This window comes from Pseudoalteromonas sp. SaAl2 (genome assembly GCF_052947895.1).
Genome location: NZ_CM129605.1, coordinates 1,869,763 through 1,887,918 on the forward strand (window position 1 = coordinate 1,869,763; position 18,156 = coordinate 1,887,918).

General features: G+C 40.8%; 13 protein-coding genes and 2 pseudogenes. 5 read left to right on the forward strand and 10 right to left on the reverse strand.

What is annotated here, in order from left to right:
* Positions 1-60 precede the first annotated feature (60 nt).
* Positions 61-966 carry a LysR family transcriptional regulator gene (locus tag ACU8V8_RS09090; RefSeq protein ID WP_446889537.1) on the forward strand — a complete coding sequence of 302 codons (906 nt, stop codon included), beginning with the start codon at positions 61-63 and terminating at the stop codon, positions 964-966.
* Between the two features lie 304 nt (positions 967-1,270).
* On the opposite strand, the gene ACU8V8_RS09095 is transcribed toward ACU8V8_RS09090, so the two are convergent.
* Complete coding sequence (locus ACU8V8_RS09095) at positions 1,271-1,714, reverse strand: hypothetical protein (RefSeq protein WP_446889538.1); 444 nt, start codon at positions 1,712-1,714, stop codon at positions 1,271-1,273.
* On the opposite strand from ACU8V8_RS09095, the gene ACU8V8_RS09100 reads away from it, so the two are divergent.
* Entirely contained in the window at positions 1,699-2,880 is a 1,182-nt protein-coding gene (locus ACU8V8_RS09100; RefSeq protein ID WP_446889613.1) for a PQQ-dependent sugar dehydrogenase, read from the forward strand. The two genes, ACU8V8_RS09095 and ACU8V8_RS09100, sit on opposite strands and share 16 nt — an antisense overlap.
* A 149-nt stretch (positions 2,881-3,029) precedes the next feature.
* Here the strand turns inward: ACU8V8_RS09100 and ACU8V8_RS09105 are convergent, their stop codons facing one another.
* The 8 genes and pseudogenes from ACU8V8_RS09105 to lrp all read right to left on the reverse strand — a co-directional run bounded on the left by ACU8V8_RS09105 (position 3,030) and on the right by lrp (position 11,061).
* On the reverse strand, positions 3,030-3,467 hold the full coding sequence (locus ACU8V8_RS09105; RefSeq protein WP_446889539.1) for a hypothetical protein: 438 nt from the start codon (positions 3,465-3,467) through the stop codon (positions 3,030-3,032).
* A complete protein-coding gene (locus tag ACU8V8_RS09110) occupies positions 3,468-3,971 on the reverse strand; it encodes a hypothetical protein (RefSeq protein WP_446889540.1) in 504 nt (167 codons plus the stop codon). It abuts the gene before it with no gap.
* Between the two features lie 349 nt (positions 3,972-4,320).
* Positions 4,321-5,619 carry a serine--tRNA ligase gene (gene serS, locus ACU8V8_RS09115; protein WP_446889541.1) on the reverse strand — a complete coding sequence of 433 codons (1,299 nt, stop codon included), beginning with the start codon at positions 5,617-5,619 and terminating at the stop codon, positions 4,321-4,323.
* Between the two features lie 9 nt (positions 5,620-5,628).
* Positions 5,629-5,991 carry a fluoride efflux transporter CrcB gene (gene crcB, locus ACU8V8_RS09120; RefSeq protein WP_446889542.1) on the reverse strand — a complete coding sequence of 121 codons (363 nt, stop codon included), beginning with the start codon at positions 5,989-5,991 and terminating at the stop codon, positions 5,629-5,631.
* A gap of 10 nt (positions 5,992-6,001) precedes the next feature.
* Positions 6,002-7,346 (reverse strand): annotated as a pseudogene (locus ACU8V8_RS09125) (replication-associated recombination protein A).
* Positions 7,347-7,351: 5 nt separating this feature from the next.
* Positions 7,352-7,978, reverse strand: a complete 627-nt coding sequence (gene lolA, locus ACU8V8_RS09130) for an outer membrane lipoprotein chaperone LolA (protein ID WP_446889543.1) — start codon at positions 7,976-7,978, stop codon at positions 7,352-7,354.
* Positions 7,979-10,459, reverse strand: coding sequence for a DNA translocase FtsK 4TM domain-containing protein (locus tag ACU8V8_RS09135; protein ID WP_446889544.1), 2,481 nt, complete (start codon positions 10,457-10,459; stop codon positions 7,979-7,981).
* 122 nt (positions 10,460-10,581) lie between these two features.
* Positions 10,582-11,061, reverse strand: a complete 480-nt coding sequence (gene lrp / locus ACU8V8_RS09140) for a leucine-responsive transcriptional regulator Lrp (RefSeq protein WP_058558927.1) — start codon at positions 11,059-11,061, stop codon at positions 10,582-10,584.
* 141 nt (positions 11,062-11,202) lie between these two features.
* On the opposite strand from lrp, the gene ald reads away from it, so the two are divergent.
* Positions 11,203-12,324 carry an alanine dehydrogenase gene (gene ald, locus ACU8V8_RS09145; RefSeq protein ID WP_446889545.1) on the forward strand — a complete coding sequence of 374 codons (1,122 nt, stop codon included), beginning with the start codon at positions 11,203-11,205 and terminating at the stop codon, positions 12,322-12,324.
* A 64-nt stretch (positions 12,325-12,388) separates the two neighbouring features.
* Here ald and pssA read toward each other — a convergent pair whose 3' ends face one another.
* Positions 12,389-13,714, reverse strand: a complete 1,326-nt coding sequence (pssA, locus tag ACU8V8_RS09150) for a CDP-diacylglycerol--serine O-phosphatidyltransferase (protein WP_446889546.1) — start codon at positions 13,712-13,714, stop codon at positions 12,389-12,391.
* 288 nt (positions 13,715-14,002) lie between these two features.
* Between pssA and trxB the strand changes: the two genes are divergently transcribed.
* Positions 14,003-14,953, forward strand: coding sequence for a thioredoxin-disulfide reductase (trxB, locus tag ACU8V8_RS09155; protein ID WP_446889547.1), 951 nt, complete (start codon positions 14,003-14,005; stop codon positions 14,951-14,953).
* 351 nt (positions 14,954-15,304) lie between these two features.
* A pseudogene (locus tag ACU8V8_RS09160) lies at positions 15,305-18,117 on the forward strand (bifunctional aconitate hydratase 2/2-methylisocitrate dehydratase).
* The last annotated feature ends 39 nt before the right edge of the window (positions 18,118-18,156 follow it).

An 18,156-nucleotide genomic window follows, 5' to 3' on the forward strand; every position in this document is an offset into this window, starting at 1 on the left:
TTGAGTAGATAGCAAAAATGAGTATCATCGTTCTATTAAAAGAACGATGGTGGTGGCACTATGCAAGATCTTAATGATTTATATTATTTTGCAAAAACAGTAGAATATGGTGGCTTTGCGCCTGCTGGACGAGCGCTGGGTATTCCAAAATCAAAGCTAAGTAGACGAATTTCCGCCTTAGAAAATAGGCTAGATGTTAAATTGATATATCGTTCAACTCGTCAATTTAAAGTAACTGAAATTGGTATGACGTTTCTTTCTCATTGCCAAGCAATGCTTGTGGAGGCTGAAGCAGCGAAAGAAGCTGTAGAATTCACTCATGCTGAGCCCTGCGGCACCATTAAGCTATCATGCCCAATTGCATTACTTCATGTTCATATTGGCCAAGTACTCGCTGATTTTATGGCACAATATCCAAAAGTAAACGTTCAACTCGAAGCAACTAACCGCCGAGTCGATGTAATTGCTGAAGGAATTGATGTAGCTATCAGAGTCAGGCCAGCCCCGATTGAAGATAGTGAACTCGTGTTAAGAGTATTATCACAAAGAGGTAAATGTTTAGTAGCAAGCCCTGCGCTTGTTAATAAATATGGTTTACCCCAAAGACCTGAAGAGCTATCAGCATGGCCAAGTTTAGGCTTAGGCCAACCGCAGCATCATTACCATTGGCTGCTTTATGGTCCTGATGATCAAGAAGCTAAAGTTAGTCATATACCACGTTACGTAACAACCGATATGATTGCATTACGTAACGCAGCTTTAAAAGCAATTGGCGTCGTTGAATTACCTGTGCTTATGGTTATGGAGCAATTAAAAGATGGCTCATTGGTTCATTTACTACCTCGGTGGCAACCGAAAACAGATATTATTCATCTTGTATACCCTTCTAGGCGCGGCCTACTGCCAGCTGTAAGGGCGTTAGTTGATTTTCTTACTAATTATTATCAATCATTCAAAGAAGTGTAAAACTTCCAGTCCCTCTTTTTAGTTTATTATCAATCTGATAGGCAACGTCATTAGTCTATTTAATTTCTAAATCACTATCATTTGATAAATTAATCTATGGAGTTTATTGCTGCTGATGAGTTGAAATTAGTATTTTTTGCTCGCCACTTACTCGGCTCAAACTTGCATCAATGTATGCTTATTAGGGATAAAAGAATGAATTTAAAGTAGTTGCCAAAACTAGGTCATATCCTCACGAAGGTTCGCCTCAAACAATAAGCCTTATTATTCGTAAATTTTTAGACGACATACATAATTAATACAGCTAACTTTTTCGGCTTGCTTTAGTTAAACACTCAAAAATAAAGCCACCGATTGCACCTGCTACCAATTGTAAATAGAAACCCCATCCTCTAGCGCCGGCAATAATGGTAATATTCATAATTGATTCAATCGCTATTAAAACCACAGCAAAAGCGGCGACTCCTGATAAAACAAATAGTTGAATGGCGTATTTATTGTATTTTCTATAAATTAGCCCCGCGACTGAAAATGCGATAGCTAGTGCAACGGCTATTATTGCGCCGTAAGTGGGTAGTAAGCCTAACCAATCCTCTAGAGTTAAATTAACGCGATCACTAAAGCCGACCACAACACCTACATTAACTAATTGATTGACAACGTATTGACTATGAAACAAGCTAGCAAGGGTGAATGTTAGTAACCAGGAGGCTAAAAATGAAGGCAATAAACGTGTTAAAAAGCGCATGGTTATCTCAAATTAAAATAAAACCTTTTACTTACACTAGCAAAGGCGTCACTGGTAAACAATCAATCTGTTATATTACGCTATGTTGGCTTTTATCGTTTACAGTACACGCTGGTTCAACATTACCCACAAAACAACACACCATAGCTCCCCTTGCTACTGAGCTTAATTCTCCTTGGAGTATGGTTAAACTCCCTAATGGCACATGGTTAATTACTGAGCGTGACGGCCATGTAGTTATTATAAAAAATAATAAGCAGTCAAGAGTTAAGCTGGCCCTTGATGGTTTATACGTTGCCGGCCAAGGCGGATTACTCGATATCGTGTTATCTCCTGACTATAGCCAGTCCAACGAAATAGTTTTTACGTATGCTCAAGGTGAAGCTGATGCCAACCGAGTCGTAATTGCTAAAGCCATCTTTGATGGTACAGACTTTTCAAAGCCAGAGGTAATTTATCAAGTAGCAACAGATAAAGACACCCCTCAGCATTATGCTGGTCGCGCACTAGTACTACCCGATAACACTTTATTATTTTCAAGTGGTGATGGTTTTGATCATCGAGAACAAGCGCAAGTTATCACCAGCCAGCTAGGTAAAGTATTACGCATTAATTTAGATGGTAGCTTGCCAAGCGATAATCCATATATTGAACACGAAAACCTTGCTGCGCGCGCAATTTATTCACTCGGTCATCGTAACACCCAAGGTTTAGTGTACGATTATGACACGCAGCAAATAGTCAGTCACGAACATGGCCCTGCTGGCGGCGATGAACTTAACTACTTAACCGCTGGCACCAATTATGGCTGGCCAGTGATAACCTATGGTAAGGATTATTCTCAAGCACGTATTTCCCCCTTCACTGAATATGCTGGGATGAAAAAGCCGACAGTAGATTGGACGCCTTCGATAGCACCATCAGGTATGGCTTATTACGGCTCGAAGCAATCTGCCTTTCCTGCACTGCAAAAACATGTACTACTCACCACTTTAGTCGACAAAAAACTCTATGCAGTCAATTTAGCTAACGGTAAGTTTAGCCAATCTCATGTATTCTCAGAGATCACTGGGCGTTTGCGGGATGTGTATGTAACAGCAAAAGGAAATATCGCGGTATTAACCGATGGAAAAGACGCAAAATTATTATTCATTACTCCACAGTGATTAACTTAAATTAAGACGATACCGATTTAACTGGGTCAGTTTCTTTATCATATTTACTGTAGCAGGATAATATCTTATGAATCAAAGTAAATCGTTGTGAATAGGTTAAAAAGCGAGCTAGTTGGGAGCAGTGTCATTTTAATTTTTTGCTATATTGCGCTTTTACCTAAACCTTTATTTATTTTATGCTGCATGTACACCACATGTAAAATTGATGTGATAAATGGGTTCAACCAAAGTCTGTCTCCTCTATGAGAGCCTGTAATTACATTAATACGATTACGTACCATAATTATCCACGTTACATCAAAAACACTTGAAGCTAAATGAATAGCCATCGAGCTTTTTAAAATTGAAAGATCATGATAATTAACTAAACCATAAATTAAACTGCCGAATGAAATAGTAAATAAAGCAATGGCCGTTATAATAAACAAGTTAGAGATTTTAAGTTCGGTATGCTGGTTGATTTGGCTTGAAAACCAGTAAAGTTTATATATTAAGTATGAACCTATAGTCAGTACGCATAAAACTAAAACCTTTAGCACAGAATCAACTTCAAATATGTCTGTAAGGCCTTTTTTCATTTATCTTCCAATACTTTTACATACGCTATAGTCGACATCTTTGCCTACTTCATGTGGTATTTTATCTACCTGAAAATACCCCCAAATAGACAATAATATTAACAAGGTTGGTATTAATAAATGAAATACCGACTTTAAATCACCTTTCCAGCCTCTGAGAATTTTTGTGGGTTTGTAAACTTTCATTCCCTTAGGAGGAAACTGTTTTTGAGTAATACCTTTATAGCCAATTGGAACAGTAACCACACCAATTATGAAAGCACATAAAAGCGGCATACCTACAAACAACGAATACCACAAAACTGAAATTCCAGAATAACCCAGTGGAGTATGGCAATGTGCTGTGTCAGCATACCAAGAGATAAAAGGGAAAACCCATTTGTTATGAGTGATCATAATAAACAAACCTAGCAACATTGCTAAAAGTATTCTTCTTAATTTATCTCCTTTAGAGAACTCTTCTGCATATTCGATAACACTCTCTCCTTGAGTAAAAACTAACAAGCCTTACTGAATAAAATTTTGGATGTTAAAACACCCAAAACGGGGTATATTGCATGCGCTAATAATTCCATTCTACAACTCCAATGTAAACAAGTAATTACGCGGGTTATAAAACAGCTATTTAAAGCATGCCCTACGATGAGCAGTAATTTTAATGCCAAAAGCTTAACCTTCATGTGAACTTGATAAAATCATGGCTAAGGCCTCTTTCTACGTAATAAATTTAACACCGAGTTAATCTCACAACTAACTAACTCTTGCTAACTTTACTCTTGCTAACTAAACCTTAATTAACAAAAAAGCCGCTGTTCGTTACAAACAGCGGCTTCTCATATTAAAGCTCTTCAGCTTATTTAATCACTTCAAGCCCACCCATGTACGGGCGTAGTACTTCTGGCACAATCACTGAACCGTCGGCTTGTTGGTAGTTTTCAAGTATTGCTACTAGTGTACGACCAACGGCTAAACCTGAGCCGTTTAGTGTATGCAATAATTCTGGCTTTTTCTCACCAGTACGGCGAAAACGTGCTTGCATACGGCGCGCTTGGAAATCAACCATGTTAGAACATGATGAGATCTCACGGTACGTGTCTTGTGCTGGTAACCAGACTTCTAAATCGTAAGTTTTTGCAGAGCCAAAGCCCATATCGCCCATACATAAAATTACTTTACGGTACGGTAACTCAAGTGCTTGTAGGATTTGCTCAGCGTGACCTGTTAGCTCTTCCAATGCTTGCATTGAATCTTCTGGTTTTACTAGTTGTACAAGCTCTACTTTATCAAACTGGTGCTGACGAATAAGACCACGGGTATCACGGCCGTAACTGCCCGCTTCACTTCTAAAACACGGCGTGTGCGCAGTTAAACGAATAGGTAAGTCTTTTTCGTCGTAAATTTCATCACGAGCGCTGTTAGTTAGCGGTACTTCCGCTGTTGGAATTAAGCTAAAACCTTCTTGCTCTTCGCCATCATCGTTAACTAGTCCTTTGGTGTGGAATAAGTCTTCAGCGAATTTAGGTAACTGACCTGTGCCGTATAGGCTGTCGCGGTTAACTAAATACGGCACGTACATTTCTGTGTAGCCGTTTTTATCAGTGTGCGTGTCTAGCATAAATTGCACTAACGCACGGTGCATACGTGCAGTTGCGCCGCGCATAACCGTAAAGCGAGAACCGGTGATTTTAACACCCATTTCAAAGTCTAAGCCGTTTAAGTCTTGGCCTAAATCAACGTGGTCTTTTACTGCAAAATCGTACTTTTTAGGCTCGCCCCATGTTGATATTTCAACATTTTCAGATTCATCTGCACCTGCGGGTACTGATTCATCAGGCAAGTTAGGAATAGCAAGCGAGATCTGCTTTAATTGTTCTAAAATTGCATCTTGCTCAGCTTTAACGCTATCTAGTTGAGCGCCTAAGCTACTAACTGCATCAAGTAATGGTTGTGCGTCTTCGCCTTTTGCTTTTGCTTGGCCAATCGCTTTGGAGCGGCTGTTACGCTCACTTTGTAATTCTTGTGTTTTTACTTGCAGTGTTTTACGTTTTTCTTCAAGTGCGCTGACAGTCGCTGTATCAAGCTCGTAGCCACGTGCTGCTAGGCGCGCCGCTGTTTGTTCGATATCTTGACGTAATAATTTAGAATCTAACATGTTAGTTTTTTAACCTTTTTGCATTACCAGCTGAAGGCCCAGCCAAGCCATAAAAATACACACCGTCACATTCAAGACGATATTGAGGGCCATTTTTAAAAAGTGGCCTTGTTGCAATAGCAACAACGAATCCATTGAAAATGTAGAAAAGGTGGTTAATGCACCTAAAAAGCCAATTCCGATAAGGGATTTAGCGGGGCTGACGGTGATAATTTCGCGCTCTATCAAACCGTATAATACGCCCATCAACAATGAACCCAGAATATTAACCGTCAACGTGCCAAAAGGGAATCCCCTACCCAGCAGTTTTAGCATGGTTTCGCTAATAAAAAAGCGTAAACAAGCACCAGATGCCCCACCCGCTGCAATCATGAGGTAAATCTTAAGTGTTGTCATAGCGCTTTAGCTCACTTTGTTGATCACGTTGTTTTAAGTAATCGAGCTTTTGTTTAATTTTTTGCTCAAGGCCACGCTCGGTAGGAAAATAATACTGAGTGTCGGCAATTGGCTCAGGGAAATAATTTTCGCCTGCTGCAAATGCACCTTCTTCATTATGTGCATAACGATACTCGGCACCATAGCCTAAGTCTTTCATTAGATTGGTAGGCGCATTGCGTAAATGCTCAGGCACAGGGTAACTTGGTTCATTTTGCGCATCCGCCTTGGCTTGATTAAACGCCATATAAACCGCATTACTTTTTGGCGCACTGGCTAAATATAAAGTCGCTTGGGCAATAGCCCGTTCGCCTTCACTTGGCCCTACACGCTGAAAAATATCCCATGCATTTAGGGCCACTTCCATTGCGCGTGGATCTGCATTACCTATGTCTTCTGTGGCAATGGCTAATAAACGCCTTGCCACATAAAGCGGATCGCCGCCACCAGCCAGGATTCTACAATACCAATATAAGGCACCATCAGGGGAGCTACCGCGCACTGACTTATGAAACGCAGAGATCAAATCGTAAAACTCATCGCCGCCTTTATCATATTTGGCTAAATGTGTTGGCAGTACTTGGCTCAGGACATGTTCATCCACTAAATATTGGCCGTTGCTCTGTGTAGTTAAATCAATCGCTTGTTCGAGTAAATTAAGCACTTTACGGGCGTCACCATCGCTTGCTTGGCACAATGCTTTTTTTTGCATTATCCGCAATTGTAATCGTTTTGCTGCTGAGTTCATCATCGTTGGCAAGGGCGCGCTCAATAACTAAATGTAGATCGGCTTCTTGTAATGATTTAAGTACGTAAACACGGGCGCGAGATAAAATAGCGTTATTTAACGCAAATGACGGGTTTTCAGTGGTGGCACCTACAAATATAAAAGTGCCATCTTCAATATGCGGTAAAAAAGCATCTTGCTGAGATTTATTAAAGCGATGTACTTCATCAACAAATAACAAGGTACGTTGCCCACGACCTTCAAGGTTATTGCGCGCTTCACTCACAGCATCGCGAATATCTTTAATACCTGCGGTTACCGCCGACATTTGTATCAAAGACGCGTCAGCGTGATTCGCTATAATTTGCGCGAGGGTGGTTTTACCCACCCCCGGTGGGCCCCATAAAATAAGACTATGACAGCGCCCTGCTAAAATCGCTTGATACAGTGGTTTGTCTTGGCTTAATAAATGTTGCTGCCCTATGTATTGCTCAAGGTTCGTTGGTCTCATACGCGCCGCAAGCGGGCGCACATCTGGGCCAAAATTAAAGCCTAAGTTACTCACTGCTATTATTCGCCTTGGCTTTGGTCGTCTATTTCAACGTTTTCAGGAATGGTAAATTCAAAGGTTGCGTTGGCTAATTGTTCATTTACTTTAGTGTCACTAAAGCTAAAAGTAGATGATTGCCCTGAGCTGTCTTTTACTAATAATTTTTCCAAACCAGTGTGATCTTTTGCAAATACAATATCAAGTTGCTCAACTTGGCTTTCAACGCCTTTATTTGGCGTAACGCTAAAACCACTCGAAGTCGCCTTCACTTGATACTTTTGCCATTGCGCAGGGTCTTTTGAAGTTAATAACACAAACGGAGTTGAATCAATCAAGCTATGGGTATTCATGATGGTTACTTGCTCAGCAAAGCTGTCGAAGTAATAGGTTTTATCACCATTTGATATAAACAAAGTATCGTCTGGACTGGCTTGTTGCCAACGGATCATCATAGGTTGTTGTAAGGCAATATTACCTTTACCTTGCATGATTGATTGACCTTGCTCATCGTTTACTTGCTGGACAAACTGCGCTTGAAAGCTTTTCAATTCGGCAAGTTTGTCTTGTAGCGCTTGGCTGTCATTGGCAATTGCTGTAGTAGATAAAACACAACTTACTGCTAATACTAAATAGTTAAATTTTTTCATTTAATTTGCTCCACTGTTGGGCACTAAAACATCGCGAGCGCCATTATGTCCTGGTGCGCTCACAATACCCGACGTTTCCATTTGTTCTACTAAACGCGCTGCGCGGTTATACCCTACACGCAACTTACGTTGTACACTTGAAACCGATACTTTGCCGGTTTCAATCACAAATGATACGGCTTCATCATAAAGCGGGTCTGATTCTTCATCCGCGTTTTCACTGGCTTCGCCTGGCAGTAATATCTCTTCTGTGGCATCGCCGTTAAGTATTTCATCTACGTAGTTTGGTTTACCACGTTTTTTCCAATCATCAACGACCGCATGTACTTCGTGGTCATCTACAAATGCGCCGTGTACACGTACAGGTACGCTGGTCCCTGGTGGTAAGTACAACATGTCACCCATACCCAGTAGATTCTCAGCGCCTTGCTGATCTAAAATTGTACGTGAGTCAATTTTGCTTGATACCTGAAACGCCATACGCGTTGGTATATTCGCTTTGATTAAACCGGTGATAACATCAACCGATGGGCGTTGTGTTGCCAATACTAAGTGAATCCCCGCAGCACGGGCTTTTTGGGCAATACGTGCAATCAGCTCTTCAACTTTTTTACCAACAATCATCATCATGTCGGCAAATTCATCAATCACTACAACGATACTAGGCAGTTTATCAAGCTCATCTGGGCCTTCTTTCATGCCGTCGGTATCTTTAAATAATGGATCTAGAATTGGATAACCCGCTTCTTTGGCTTCCAGTACCTTTTGGTTGTAACCTTTTAAGTTACGAACACCTAACGCTGACATTAACTTGTAACGACGTTCCATCTCGCCCACACACCAACGTAGCGCATTGGCGGCTTCTTTCATGTCGGTAACCACTTCACACAATAAATGTGGGATACCTTCGTAAACCGAAAGTTCCAACATTTTCGGGTCAATCATGATCATGCGCACATCATCAGGGCCTGACTTGTACAGTAAGCTTAATATCATCACATTAACGCCCACTGACTTACCGGAACCCGTTGTACCAGCTACAAGTAAATGCGGCATTTTGCCTAAGTCGGCACAAATTGGCTCACCGGCTATGTCTTTACCTAGCACCATAGTAAGTGGTGATGGATTTTGCTCAAATTTTGGTGCGTCAATGACTTCTGATAAACGCACTATTTCACGGTGTTTATTTGGCAGCTCAATCCCTACATAGGTTTTACCTGGGATGACTTCAACCACACGCACGCTCACAGCTGATAATGAACGGGCTAAATCTTTTGCAAGGCCGGTAATTTTAGACACCTTTATGCCCGGTGCTAAATCAAGTTCAAAACGAGTAACTACAGGACCTGGGTATACCCCGACTACCGCTGCTTGTACATTAAAATCAAGTAATTTGGTTTCAACTAAACGCGATACAGCTTCAAGCTCTTCAGGGGAAATTGGGTTTTTCGCTTTGTCTGGCCTGTCGAGTAAATCAAGGGTTGGCAGCGGCGCACTTGGCGGCTTTTCATCTAATAACTGCTCAAACTTTTCTTTCGCTGTAGGTGGCGGCTGATAGGTGCTTTTTGGCTTAGGCATAGGTCTCGCTGGTGAAACAACCGTTGTTACTGGTTTTTCAGGCTCAGCCACATGGCTTTGATCCAGTGCATTTAATGCAGCAGCGGTATCCATTGGCTCATCATCTATGGCACTAAAGTTAATTTCTTGATCAAGAATATCATCAAGCTCATCAAAGGCATTATGCTGTGGTTGCGACTGCATTTGATCTGCAGTAAATCTTTTTGGTGGTTGTTCGTTAGTTGATTCATCATTAAAACTAATTGCGTCTACTTCAACTAAAGGTTCGTCTAAATTGCTCTGTTTTTCTGGGCGTGTTGCTTCACGTTCACGGTGTAACCAACTGTTAAATTGCGCCGCAATGTATTTGTAAATACGTACGACCCAATCACCCAAGAAGTCAACAAACTGTACCCAAGATACACCCGTAAGTAATGTAAGACCAGCGAAGAAAAAGCATAGTAATAAGATTGATGTACCGGTAAAGTTAAACGCTGGCATCATGGCCCCAGCAATCACATCCCCTACTACCCCGCCCGATGAAAAGTTATAAATATCATCAAAATTTATGCTGCTAATTGCTGTGGCCGAGGTAATAAATAGCGCAAACCCAATCACTCTTAAGGCAAGTGTGGTGTAATCAAGCTGAAAAATTTTGTGGGGTTGTTTAAATAATAAATAACCGAATACTTGAATCGCGGCAGGCACTAAATAAGCTAACCAACCAAAAGTTAGCAGTAAAATATCAGCTATCCACGCCCCTGCGGCGCCGGTAATATTATTGACGTTTCTAAATTCACCTGTTTGCGACCATGCAGGATCGGCTGGATCGAAACTAATTAACGCACACAAAATAAATATTGCCGCGAAGCTACTAATGATTAGTCCGGTTTCTAATAGTCTTTGTACACCGTTTAGGCGCATAATTCCCTATTCCTCATTTTTCTTTATTCTCACACTTAGCAGTGGAATACCTTAGCAGGAAATACTTTTTGTTGCACTTTATCTTAACCTTGATGGCCTGATTATGAACGGCTTTTTATGATTTACGCGATATAAGGACGAATGATCACACCCTGTTCGCCTTTTACTTCTTCCATCACCACATAAGTGCGGCTTTCACTGACATTAGGCAGCTTTAATAAAATATCGCCTAATACCCCTCGATACTCGGACATATCATTAACTCGGGTTTTTAGTAAAAAGTCGAAATTACCCGATACCAAATGACACTCAATGATTTCATCGTGCTTTTTCACCGCTGCGCTAAACTCATCAAAAACATCGGGAGATGTTTTAGTAATGGTCACTTCAACGTAGACAGATAGACCCTGTCCTAACTTGGCTGGGTCAACTACTGCTTTATAACCTACAATGTAACCTTCGCGTTCCAGCTTTTTTACTCGCTCTAAACAGGGGGTTGCACTGAGGCCTACTCGTCGGGCCAGTTCAACATTAGAAATACGGCCATCATGCTGTAATTCCATTAATATTTTACGATCAATTCGGTCTAATAACTCATGCATATTACCAACTAGTTTTTTACACTGTTTATTTTTTATTTTTAGACTATACCACTAGTTTTGAGCTAAAAAAAGGTGAGACACACTGGCTAATGATGAATATAATAGTGAAAAATTTTATCCCGTTCCAACAAGGCAAAGATTATGATTATTGGTGTACCTAAAGAAATTAAAAACCATGAATACCGTGTAGGTATGGTTCCTGCGAGTGTTCGTGAATTAGTAAATCACGGCCACCAAGTGATTGTTGAAACTGATGCAGGTATGGGCATTGGTTTTACTAATGAAGATTACACCCTTGCAGGTGCTGAAATTTTACCTACAGCTGCTGATGTATTCGCAAAAGCAGAAATGATTGTAAAAGTAAAAGAACCACAAGCTGTTGAGCGTGCAATGTTACGTGAAGACCAAATTCTTTTCACTTACCTTCACCTTGCACCTGATCTTCCGCAAACTGAAGACCTTGTTAAGAGCAAGTCAATCTGTATCGCTTATGAAACAGTCACTGACTCGCGCGGTGGTTTACCACTTCTTGCTCCGATGAGTGAAGTAGCTGGTCGTATGTCTATTCAAGCTGGTGCACAAGCACTTGAAAAATCAAACCACGGCCGTGGCATGTTATTAGGTGGCGTGCCAGGTGTTGAGGCAGCTAAAGTAGTTGTAATTGGCGGTGGCATGGTTGGTCGTAGCGCTGCACAAATGGCTGTAGGCCTAGGTGCTGACGTTGTAGTACTTGACCGTAATATCGATGTACTTCGTGCTTTAGATGCACAGTTTGGTAACAAAGTTAAAGCGATTTACTCAACGGCTGATGCACTTGAAAAGCACGTGCTAGAAGCTGACTTAGTGATCGGTGGCGTTCTTATTCCAGGTGCTGCTGCGCCTAAGCTTGTAACAGCAGAGCACATCAAAGCAATGAAGCCTGGCGCTGCAATTGTTGACGTTGCAATCGACCAAGGTGGTTGTATCGCAACTTCTAAAGCAACCACTCACGCTGATCCTACATACATTGTTGATGAAGTTGTTCACTACTGCGTTGCTAACATGCCTGGTGCTGTACCGCGCACTTCTACGTTTGCACTTAACAATGCAACACTGCCTTTCATCATTAACCTTGCAAACAAAGGTTATAAGAAAGCACTACTAGATGACGCTAACTTCCTTAAAGGTCTAAACGTAATCAAAGGCCAAGTTACTTATAAAGAAGTTGCTGAAGCGTTCAACATGGAATACGTAGACCCACGTACTGCTGTTGAAAATGCATAATTTGCAACACGCATAAATGAAAAAAGCAGCTAAATTTAGCTGCTTTTTTATTGGTAATTTAACGTTAGATAAAGCGTTTAATTATAAAGTCAACTTTAACCCGCTTAGCCTGTCCTAATAACTTCTTCACCGCTTGCGGATAGTTATCCATGGTTTCTAAATCTTCTGGCCCATCAAGGCGCCTACAGTGTTTTAGGATCTCTGCTTTTTCATTATCAATTGCAGGCATGAGCGATTGCTCAGGATCTTCCAATAAGATACCGTTTTCAATATCTAAGCCCCATGCACGTGGGTTTAAATTATGGCCACTTAGTAAATGATACTTACGATCAGAGCAGATACCTTTTAAGTGAAACGAATTGCTTTCATGCTTCCACAAATACACGTTTAAGTTACCATTCGTTATATGACGTTTTTGCGATTTCAAAAACTTCAGCAAAATGGTTTCATATAAATAAGGCAATGCACCTATTTTACTAAACGGCTCACTCGGTGGTAGATAAAAGTCATTGGCAGTTTTATCACCGACCACAATGGTGACTTCTTTACCTTGTTTGAGCAACCGCCTTAATGAGCGCATTAACGGTGCAGGAAAGTTAAAATAAGGTGTGTACAACACCAGCTCCTGCTCCGTGCTATCAAACAGTGACTTTATCAGTCGATTAAGCTCATTGCTGCGACGCCCTAAACCTAAAAACAGCCTAACCCCAAGCGGCTGCGTATTTTCATCGACTGCATGAGCGTAACTAGCTTGCTTTAAAGAGCGCATTAATTGTTTTTGCGCGAGCTTAATGTCATTAAACTTAGTGAGTGGACGTGTATCAATACGAGGAACTGCTTCAGAGCTAAGTAATTGCCCTTCAATAAAATCAACAACTGCATTACACAAGGATGCCTGCTTAACTAAAAAATAACGGTCAAGACGATAACGCTCATCGTACTGTAAATACACATTATTTAAGCTTGCACCGCTATAAAGTAAGGTATCGTCTATTACAAAGCCTTTTAAGTGTAATACACCAAATAGTTCTTTTGCTTTTACTGGAACGCCATATACATGAACATTAGATTGATACTTTTGTTGATACTCACAATATAAGCTGGCGTTACCATCTGATTTTGCAGCACCAATCAACCCGCGTTGGGCACGGTGAAAATCAACCAGTACTTTTACTTCTAGTTCTGGTTTGGCTAATGACGCTTGATGTAATGCCTCAAGTATTTCTCGCCCTGCTTCGTCGTCTTGTAAATAAAGCGCGGTAATATAAATACGTGTTTGTGCGCTTGCGATCAAAGCAAGTAATTGTGTGTGGTACTGTTTTGCATTGGTTAAGACGTTAACGTCTTTTGAAGTCAACCCAAATGCGGGTTTTTCCTGCCAAAATAACATAGTTGCCTATTCACTTAGGTCACCCTTTTACAGGGGGACAAATCAAAATTAATTAAAACATATCAAAAAAAACTGAGCTTGGTCATGAATTAACGGTGTCAGTTAGATTAATAATGGTCTGATAGTTCATATATCATACAGAACGGTTGTTTTGTGCATTCTAGTACACAATATTTGACAGCTTTGCGATTTGCTAAAAAAAATAATCGATAGTTTTATTTACTTCCCCCTTGTTTCTCTTAAAATCGAGCACATTAATACGCTATTAAAACGTTTAGGATAAAAAGCATGAGTGAAGCAAAACATTGTAAGTTACTAATTTTAGGTTCTGGCCCTGCAGGCTATACTGCGGCAGTATACGCAGCACGCGCAAATTTAAACCCTGTATTAATTACAGGTATGCAGCAAGGTGGCCAACTTACAACAACAACTGAAGTTGAAAACTGGCCTGGCGATGCTCATGGTTTAACAGGTCCTGCATTAATGGATCGTATGAAAGAACACGCAGAGCGTTTTGAAACTGAAATTGTGTTTGATCACATAAATAAAGTGGATGTATCACAGCGACCATTTACCCTTACTGGCGATCAAGGTACATATACATGTGATGCTTTAATCATCGCAACCGGTGCGTCTGCTAAATACTTAGGTTTAGAGTCTGAGACAAACTTCCAAGGTCGTGGTGTTTCAGCATGTGCAACCTGCGATGGCTTTTTCTATAAAGGCCAAAAAGTAGCGGTAGTTGGCGGTGGTAATACAGCCGTTGAAGAAGCGCTTTATTTATCAAACATTGCGGATGAAGTACATGTTATCCATCGTCGTGATAGTTTCCGTAGTGAAAAAATCTTGGCTGACCGTTTAGCAGAAAAAGCAGCAAACGGTAACGTGGTTCTACATTATAACCGCACATTAGACGAAGTACTTGGCGACCAAATGGGTGTTACAGGTATTCGTATTAAAGACGCCAATTCAGATGCTACTGAAGAACTTGATTTAGCGGGTGTATTCATTGCTATCGGTCATAAACCAAATACTGACATGTTTGTAGGCCAGTTAGAAATGAAAGACGGCTATTTAGTGGTTGAATCAGGCTTAAACGGTAACGCAACTCAAACTAGCGTACCGGGTGTATTTGCAGCTGGTGATGTATCTGACCACATTTATCGTCAAGCAATCACGTCTGCCGGTACAGGCTGTATGGCGGCATTAGACGCTGAGCGTTTTTTGGATAACCTGTAATTTATACACTTATACCAATTGCATGAAGGGCTGATTTTTTCAGCCCTTTTTTGTGCCTAACTAAAAATGTTTAATTACCGAGTTATTTATATAGTTTATTCATTGAGATTGCTTTGCGATATCAAGTGGCATTCACAAAATTTATAGTGAAGATTCATTTTATATATACAATTAATGGTGGAAGTACGGTAGGATCTGAAGCTGTGCAATGATTACCGTCAAAGTAACGCAAGTAAAATGAGCTATAATTATAGTTGGGCATAAACGCTTTATTCATTTGGGCATGACGAAAGACTGTAAAATAAGTTAAAATGTCCAGCTTCATATCAAGTAAAATACCGAGAGTTTTCTATGAGTTTGTATACAAAATATATGGAAGAAATCCAAACCCGTAAAGCGGAACTTGGATTAAACCCAAAACCAATCGATAGCGCAGAGCTAGTATCTGAATTAATTGCTCAAATTAAAGATACTGATAACGAGCACCGTAAAGATTCATTACATTTCTTTATTTACAACACCCTACCAGGAACAACCAGTGCTGCGGGCGTTAAAGCACAATTTTTAAAAGAAATCATTCTTGGCGAAGAAGCGGTAGAAGAAATCACTCCAGACTTTGCATTTGAGCTTCTTTCACACATGAAAGGCGGCCCGTCAATTGAAATGCTACTTGATTTAGCATTGGCCGAAGATGCTAAAATTGCTGCACAAGCTGCCGAAGTTCTTAAAACACAAGTATTCTTATACGATGCTGACATGGCACGCATAAAAGCGGCATACGAAGCAGGCAACGCAATTGCTAAAGATTTACTAGAGAGCTTTGCAAAAGCTGAGTTCTTTACAAAATTACCTGACATCGAAGAAAAAATCGATGTAGTAACCTACATTGCTGGTGAAGGCGACATATCAACCGATTTACTGTCTCCAGGCAACCAAGCCCACTCACGTGCCGACCGTGAATTACATGGCCAGTGCATGATAACACCTGAAGCGCAGCAAGAAATTGTTGAACTTCAAAAGAAACACCCGAATGCTAAAGTAATGTTGATTGCTGAAAAAGGCACAATGGGTGTTGGTTCATCACGTATGTCTGGCGTAAATAACGTCGCACTTTGGGCAGGTAAACAAGCAAGTCCTTACGTTCCTTTCATTAACATTGCACCTGTTGTTGCAGGTACTAATGGTATTGCGCCCATCTTTTTAACTACCGTTGATGTAACCGGTGGTATTGGTCTTGATCTTAAAAACTGGGTTAAAAAAGTCGACGCTGATGGTAATACAGTGACTGATGCAAATGGTGATGCTGTTCTTGAAGAAGCGTACTCTGTTGCCACAGGGACTGTTTTAACAATCGATACTAAAGAGAAAAAACTTTATAACGGTGATAAAGAACTTGTTGATGTTTCATCCGCATTCACACCGCAAAAGTTGAATTCATGAGAGCAGGTGGCTCTTATGCAGTTGTATTCGGTAAAAAACTACAAACATTTGCTGCTGAAACATTAGGCATTGAAACACCGCTTGTTTATGCACCTTCAAAAGAAATTTCACATGAAGGTCAAGGTTTAACTGCAGTTGAAAAAATCTTTAACCGTAATGCAGTAGGTGTTCTATCTGATACACCACTTCACGCAGGTTCAAATGTTCGTGTTAAAGTGAACATCGTTGGTTCGCAAGATACAACGGGCCCAATGACGGCACAAGAATTAGAAGCAATGGCTGCGTCAACAATTTCACCTCTAGTTGATGGCGCATACCAATCTGGCTGTCATACAGCGTCAGTATGGGATAGCAAAGCACAAGCAAATATTCCAAAGCTAATGGCGTTTATGAATAAGTTTGGTCTTATCACTGCACGTGACCCGAAAGGCGTTTACCATGCAATGACTGACGTTATCCATAAAGTACTGAACGACATTACCATTGACGACCGTGCAATCATCATCGGTGGTGATTCGCATACACGTATGTCAAAAGGCGTTGCGTTCGGTGCCGATTCAGGAACTGTTGCCGTAGCACTAGCTACGGGTGAATCAGCAATGCCAATCCCTGATTCAGTTAAAGTGACGTTTAAAGGCGCAATGGCTAAACACATGGATTTCCGTGATGTGGTACATGCAACTCAAGCGCAAATGCTGAAGCAATTTGGTGGCGAAAACGTGTTCCAAGGCCGTATCATTGAAGTACATATTGGTACGCTGATGGCTGACCAAGCGTTTACCTTCACTGACTGGACTGCAGAAATGAAAGCGAAAGCATCAATCTGTATTTCAAACGATGAAACACTGATCAAGTCAATTGAACTTGCTAAATCACGCATTCAAATCATGATCAACAAAGGCATGGAAAACGAAGCGAAAACACTTCAAGGGCTAATCGACTTAGCTGACAAGCGTATTGCGGGTATCCAATCTGGTGAAGAGCCAGCTCTATCTCCAGATGATAATGCTAAATACTACGCAGAAGTTGTGGTTGATTTAGACCAAATCGTTGAGCCAATGATTGCCGATCCTGACGTAAATAACGATGATGTATCTAAGCGTTATACTCATGATGTGATCCGCCCTGTTTCATTCTACAATGACAAACCTGTTGATTTAGGCTTTGTTGGTTCGTGTATGGTTCACAAAGGCGATATGAAAATTATTGCTCACATGCTACGTAACCTAGAAAAGAAAAACGGTTCAATTGAATTTAAAGCGCCATTAGTTGTTGCGCCACCAACCTATAACATTGTTGATGAGCTTAAAGCTGAAGGCGATTGGGATATTCTAGCTAAGTACGCCGGTTTTGAGTTTGACGATTCTAAACCAAAAACTGCGGCACGCACTAAGTATGAAAACATCTTATATCTAGAACGCCCTGGTTGTAACCTGTGTATGGGTAACCAAGAAAAAGCTGAACCTGGTGATACTGTTATCGCCACTTCAACCCGTCTGTTCCAAGGCCGTGTAGTAGCTGATACATCTGAGAAAAAAGGTGAATCACTATTAGGTTCAACGCCACTTGTAGTACTTTCTACAGTACTTGGTCGCTTCCCGACTATGGAAGAGTATAAGTCTGCAGTTGAAGGCATTGATCTGACATCATTTACACCTGTTGAAGAAGCAATGACAACTAAATATGAAGCTGCGCAAGCAGTGCCAGTGAAAGTTGTTAGCTAATTCAAATGAGTTAATGGTTCAAATAAGCGCGTTTTTATA

Coding starts and splice junctions, on each gene's coding strand:
- ACU8V8_RS09090 (WP_446889537.1), top strand. CDS start 61: ATGCAAGATCTTAATGATTTATATTATTTTGCAAAAACAGTAGAATAT.
- ACU8V8_RS09095 (WP_446889538.1), bottom strand. CDS start 1,714: ATGCGCTTTTTAACACGTTTATTGCCTTCATTTTTAGCCTCCTGGTTA.
- ACU8V8_RS09105 (WP_446889539.1), bottom strand. CDS start 3,467: ATGAAAAAAGGCCTTACAGACATATTTGAAGTTGATTCTGTGCTAAAG.
- serS (WP_446889541.1), bottom strand. CDS start 5,619: ATGTTAGATTCTAAATTATTACGTCAAGATATCGAACAAACAGCGGCG.
- crcB (WP_446889542.1), bottom strand. CDS start 5,991: ATGATTGCAGCGGGTGGGGCATCTGGTGCTTGTTTACGCTTTTTTATT.
- lolA (WP_446889543.1), bottom strand. CDS start 7,978: ATGAAAAAATTTAACTATTTAGTATTAGCAGTAAGTTGTGTTTTATCT.
- ACU8V8_RS09135 (WP_446889544.1), bottom strand. CDS start 10,459: ATGCGCCTAAACGGTGTACAAAGACTATTAGAAACCGGACTAATCATT.
- lrp (WP_058558927.1), bottom strand. CDS start 11,061: ATGCATGAGTTATTAGACCGAATTGATCGTAAAATATTAATGGAATTA.
- ald (WP_446889545.1), top strand. CDS start 11,203: ATGATTATTGGTGTACCTAAAGAAATTAAAAACCATGAATACCGTGTA.
- pssA (WP_446889546.1), bottom strand. CDS start 13,714: ATGTTATTTTGGCAGGAAAAACCCGCATTTGGGTTGACTTCAAAAGAC.
- trxB (WP_446889547.1), top strand. CDS start 14,003: ATGAGTGAAGCAAAACATTGTAAGTTACTAATTTTAGGTTCTGGCCCT.